Source organism: Micromonospora acroterricola (assembly GCF_003172955.1).
GTDB lineage: Bacteria > Actinomycetota > Actinomycetes > Mycobacteriales > Micromonosporaceae > Micromonospora > Micromonospora acroterricola.
In genome coordinates, this window is the sequence record NZ_QGKR01000295.1 from 1 (window position 1) to 3767 (window position 3767).

Here is a 3767-nt window from a genome sequence, read left to right on the forward strand (position 1 = left end):
TGGCCAACATCGCCGGCACCAGCACCGACACCGACGGTGGCGTGCACTCCTTCGAGGGTGGGCACTACATCAGCGTGGTCGGCTACCGCGACAACGGCACGATCGTGAAGATCGCCGACTCCGCCGATCCGAACACGGCCTCCTACGAGGTCACCGTCGAGCACCTCGCCGACTGGATCGCCACCCGCGGCTACGCCACCAGCTGACAACCCACAACACACACAGGCAAGGGCCGGACCCCAACCGGGGTCCGGCCCTTCGTCACATCCCGGTCAGGCTGGCGCGTCCTCGGTGAGGACGGCCAGGATCTGCTCGCCGTACTTGGCGAGCTTGTTCTCACCGACACCGCTGACCTTGGACAGTTCGGCCAGTGAGCCGGGCGCGTCGCCGGCGATCTGCCGCAGCGTGGCGTCGTGGAAGATCACGTACGCCGGAACGCCCTGCTCCTTGGCGGTGGTCGCCCGCCAGGCGCGCAGCCGCTCGAAGATCGACGCAGCCGCCGGATCCAGGTCGGCGACCACGGTGGCGGAGCCGCGCGGCTTGGCCGACCGGCTCGACGCCGGCTTCTCCGGCTCACGGCGCATGGTCACGGTGCGGCGGCGGCCGAGTACGTCGGCGCTCGCATCGGTCAGCGCCAGCGTGCCGTAGTCGCCCTCCACGGCGAGCAGCCCCTCGGCGAGCAACTGCCGGACGACGCCCCGCCACTCGGCTTCGCTCAGCTCGGTGCCGATGCCGAAGACGGTCAGCGAGTCGTGGCCGTGCTGGCTGATCTTGTCGGTCTGCTTGCCGAGCAGGATGTCGATGCAGTGCCCGGCGCCGAACCGCTGGTTGCGCTCGCGGTCGAGGCGGAAGACGGCGGAGAGCAGCTTCTGGGCGGCGACCGTGCCGTCCCACGACTCCGGCGGGGTGAGGCAGGTGTCGCAGTTGCCGCAGGCCGCCGTTGCCGACTCGCCGAAGTATTCGAGCAGTTGGACGCGCCGGCAGCGCACCGTCTCGCAGAGCGCGAGCATCGCGTCCAGGTGCGCGGCGAGGTTGCGGCGGTGCGCCAGGTCACCGTCGGACGTCTCGATCATCTTGCGTTGCTGGACGACGTCCTGGAGGCCGTACGCCAGCCAGGCGGTCGACGGCAGCCCGTCCCGGCCGGCGCGGCCGGTCTCCTGGTAGTAGCCCTCGACCGACTTGGGCAGGTCGAGGTGGGCGACGAACCGGACGTCGGGCTTGTCGATGCCCATGCCGAAGGCGATGGTGGCCACCATCACGAGGCCGTCCTCGCGCAGGAAGCGCTGCTGGTTGGTGGCGCGGGTGGCCGCGTCGAGCCCGGCGTGGTACGGCAGCGCGGCGATGCCGTTGGCGGTGAGGAACTCGGCCGTCTTGTCCACCGAGGCGCGGGACAGGCAGTAGACGATCCCGGCGTCGCCGGGGTGCTCGTCGCGCAGCAGGGCCAGCAACTGCTTGCGCGGCTCACGCTTCGGGACGATGCGGTACTGGATGTTGGGGCGGTCGAAGCTGGCCACGAAGTGCCGGGCGTCGTCGAGCTTGAGCCGGGTGGCGATCTCGGTGCGGGTGGCGCTGGTAGCGGTGGCGGTCAGCGCGATGCGGGGCACCTCCGGCCACCGCTCGTGCAGCATCGACAGCGCCAGGTAGTCGGGGCGGAAGTCGTGCCCCCACTGGGACACGCAGTGCGCCTCGTCGATCGCGAACAGGCCGATCCGGCCTCGGTCGAGCAGGGCGAGGGTGGACCGGCCGCCGAGCGCCTCCGGGGCCAGGTAGAGCAGATCCAGCTCGCCGGCCAGGAAGGCTGCCTCGACCCGCCGTCGGGCGTCCAGCGTCTGGGTCGAGTTGAGGAAGCCGGCCCGTACGCCGACCGCGGTGAGCGCGTCCACCTGGTCCTGCATGAGCGCGATCAGCGGGGACACGACGACCGCCACGCCGTCGCGGACGAGGGCGGGGATCTGGTAGCACAGCGACTTGCCGCCACCGGTGGGCATCAGCACGAGGGCGTCGCCGCCGCCGACCACGTGGTCGATCACCTCCCGCTGGAAGCCGCGGAAGGCGTCGTAGCCGAACACCCGGCGCAGCACCGGCAGCGCGTCCTCGGTACGCAGGTCGGTGGGGGAAGCCATCCGCGGAGTCTACGAGCCCTCCCCGACAGCGCACGCCCGGCGCACCCGACGGCGGCGCGTCGGGCGTGCGGCGCGGTCAGCCGGGCTGGCTGGACCGGTTGGCCAACCCGCGGGGCGGCGCGTCGAGTCGTCGACATCGTGGTGGGATGAACGCGCCGTGCATGGCACCCGCGCAGATGTTGGCCTGACCGGCGGCGATCACAAAGAGCGTATTGAGGGTAACAGATCGCTATCAAGGGTGGAGGCTGTCGGGAGGGCGACCCGCGGCCGTCGACTGCCCTCCGACCCCCGACGGGTGCCCGACGTTCGCCGGGCGGCGGGATAGAGTCGCTGATTGACCAATCGCGGCCGAGAGCGGCCGCGGCGCCACGGCTTGGGGGTACGGGTGAGCGAGGCGCGCACAGCCGGCGACCGGATCGACGTCCCGGTGGCCACCGACGGGCAGCCGACGGCCGAGTCCGAGACCACCCTGGTGGTGGTCACCGGGCTCTCCGGGGGCGGCCGCAGCACGGTCGCCCGAGCGCTGGAGAACGTCGGCTACTACGTGGTGGACAACCTGCCGCAGGCGTTGATGCTCGACATGGCCGAGCTGGCGTTCAAGGCCGGTGGCGCGGCCCGGCGTACCGCGATGGTGCTGGACGTGCGGTCGCGCGCCTTCTCCACAGACCTGGCCGGGGCGATCCGCGAGCTCAAGGAGCGCGGCTTCTCACCCCGGGTGGTCTTCGTCGACGCCGACGACGAGGTGCTGATCCGGCGGTTCGAGAGCGTGCGGCGTTCGCACCCGTTGCAGGGCGACGGGCGGCTCGCCGACGGCATCGCCGTGGAGCGCGGGCTGCTCGAGGAGGCCCGCGACCAGGCCGACGTGATCATCGACACGAGCCACCTGAACGTCAACCAGCTCCGGCGGCGCATCGAGGAACTGTTCGGCGGCGAGGACGCCCGCCGGCTGCGCGTGACCGTGCTGTCGTTCGGTTTCAAGTACGGCCTGCCGCCGGACGCCGACTTCGTGTTGGACGCCCGGTTCCTGCCCAACCCGTACTGGGTCCCGGAGTTGCGCGACCACACCGGGCGGGAGGAGGCGGTCAGCGCGTACGTGCTGGGTCAGGAGGGCGCGGACGCGTTCCTCGCCTCGTACTCCGACCTGGTCAACGCCACCACCACCGGCTTCGAGCGGGAGGGCAAGCGCTACCTGACCGTCGCCGTGGGTTGCACCGGCGGCAAGCACCGCAGCGTGGCCATCGCCGAGGAGCTGGCTGGCCGGCTGCGCCAGTCCGGGCTGGCGGCCAACGCCCAGCACCGCGACCTGGGGCGGGAATGACGGCCCGTCGGGTGGTGGCGTTCGGCGGCGGGCACGGCCTCTCCGCCTCGCTGCGCGCGCTGCGCCAGTGCGCCCCCGAACTCGACCTGGACATCACCGCGGTCGTCACCGTCGGCGACGACGGCGGGTCCAGCGGCCGGCTGCGCGCCGAACGGGGTGGCCTGCCCCCCGGCGACCTGCGGCAGGCCCTGGTCGCGCTGGCCGGTGACCACCCGGCCACGCGGCGTAGCGCCGGGCTGTTCCAGCACCGATTCGCCGCCGCGCCCGCGGACGCGGGGGCGTGCGCGGACCCGGCGGCCGGCGGCGAGGACGGCGGGTCCGCGCAC

Annotated in this window: 3 protein-coding genes and 1 pseudogene; 3 read left to right on the top strand and 1 reads right to left on the bottom strand. The window is 72.4% G+C overall.

Translation table 11 applies throughout. From position 1 onward, the window contains the following. Positions 1–206, top strand: a pseudogene (locus DKT68_RS25510) (C39 family peptidase); the annotation flags it as partial. A 66-nt stretch (positions 207–272) separates the two neighbouring features. Here the strand turns inward: DKT68_RS25510 and recQ are convergent. Beyond that, positions 273–2123, bottom strand: a complete 1851-nt coding sequence (gene recQ, locus DKT68_RS25515; protein ID WP_109819921.1) for a DNA helicase RecQ — start codon at positions 2121–2123, stop codon at positions 273–275. A gap of 415 nt (positions 2124–2538) precedes the next feature. On the opposite strand from recQ, the gene rapZ reads away from it, so the two are divergent. Then, complete coding sequence (gene rapZ, locus DKT68_RS25520; protein WP_109819922.1) at positions 2539–3441, top strand: RNase adapter RapZ; 903 nt, start codon at positions 2539–2541, stop codon at positions 3439–3441. Continuing rightward, the coding region (locus tag DKT68_RS25525) for a gluconeogenesis factor YvcK family protein (protein WP_236647068.1) at positions 3438–3767 on the top strand (330 nt) is incomplete at its 3' end. The genes rapZ and DKT68_RS25525, both read left to right, overlap by 4 nt.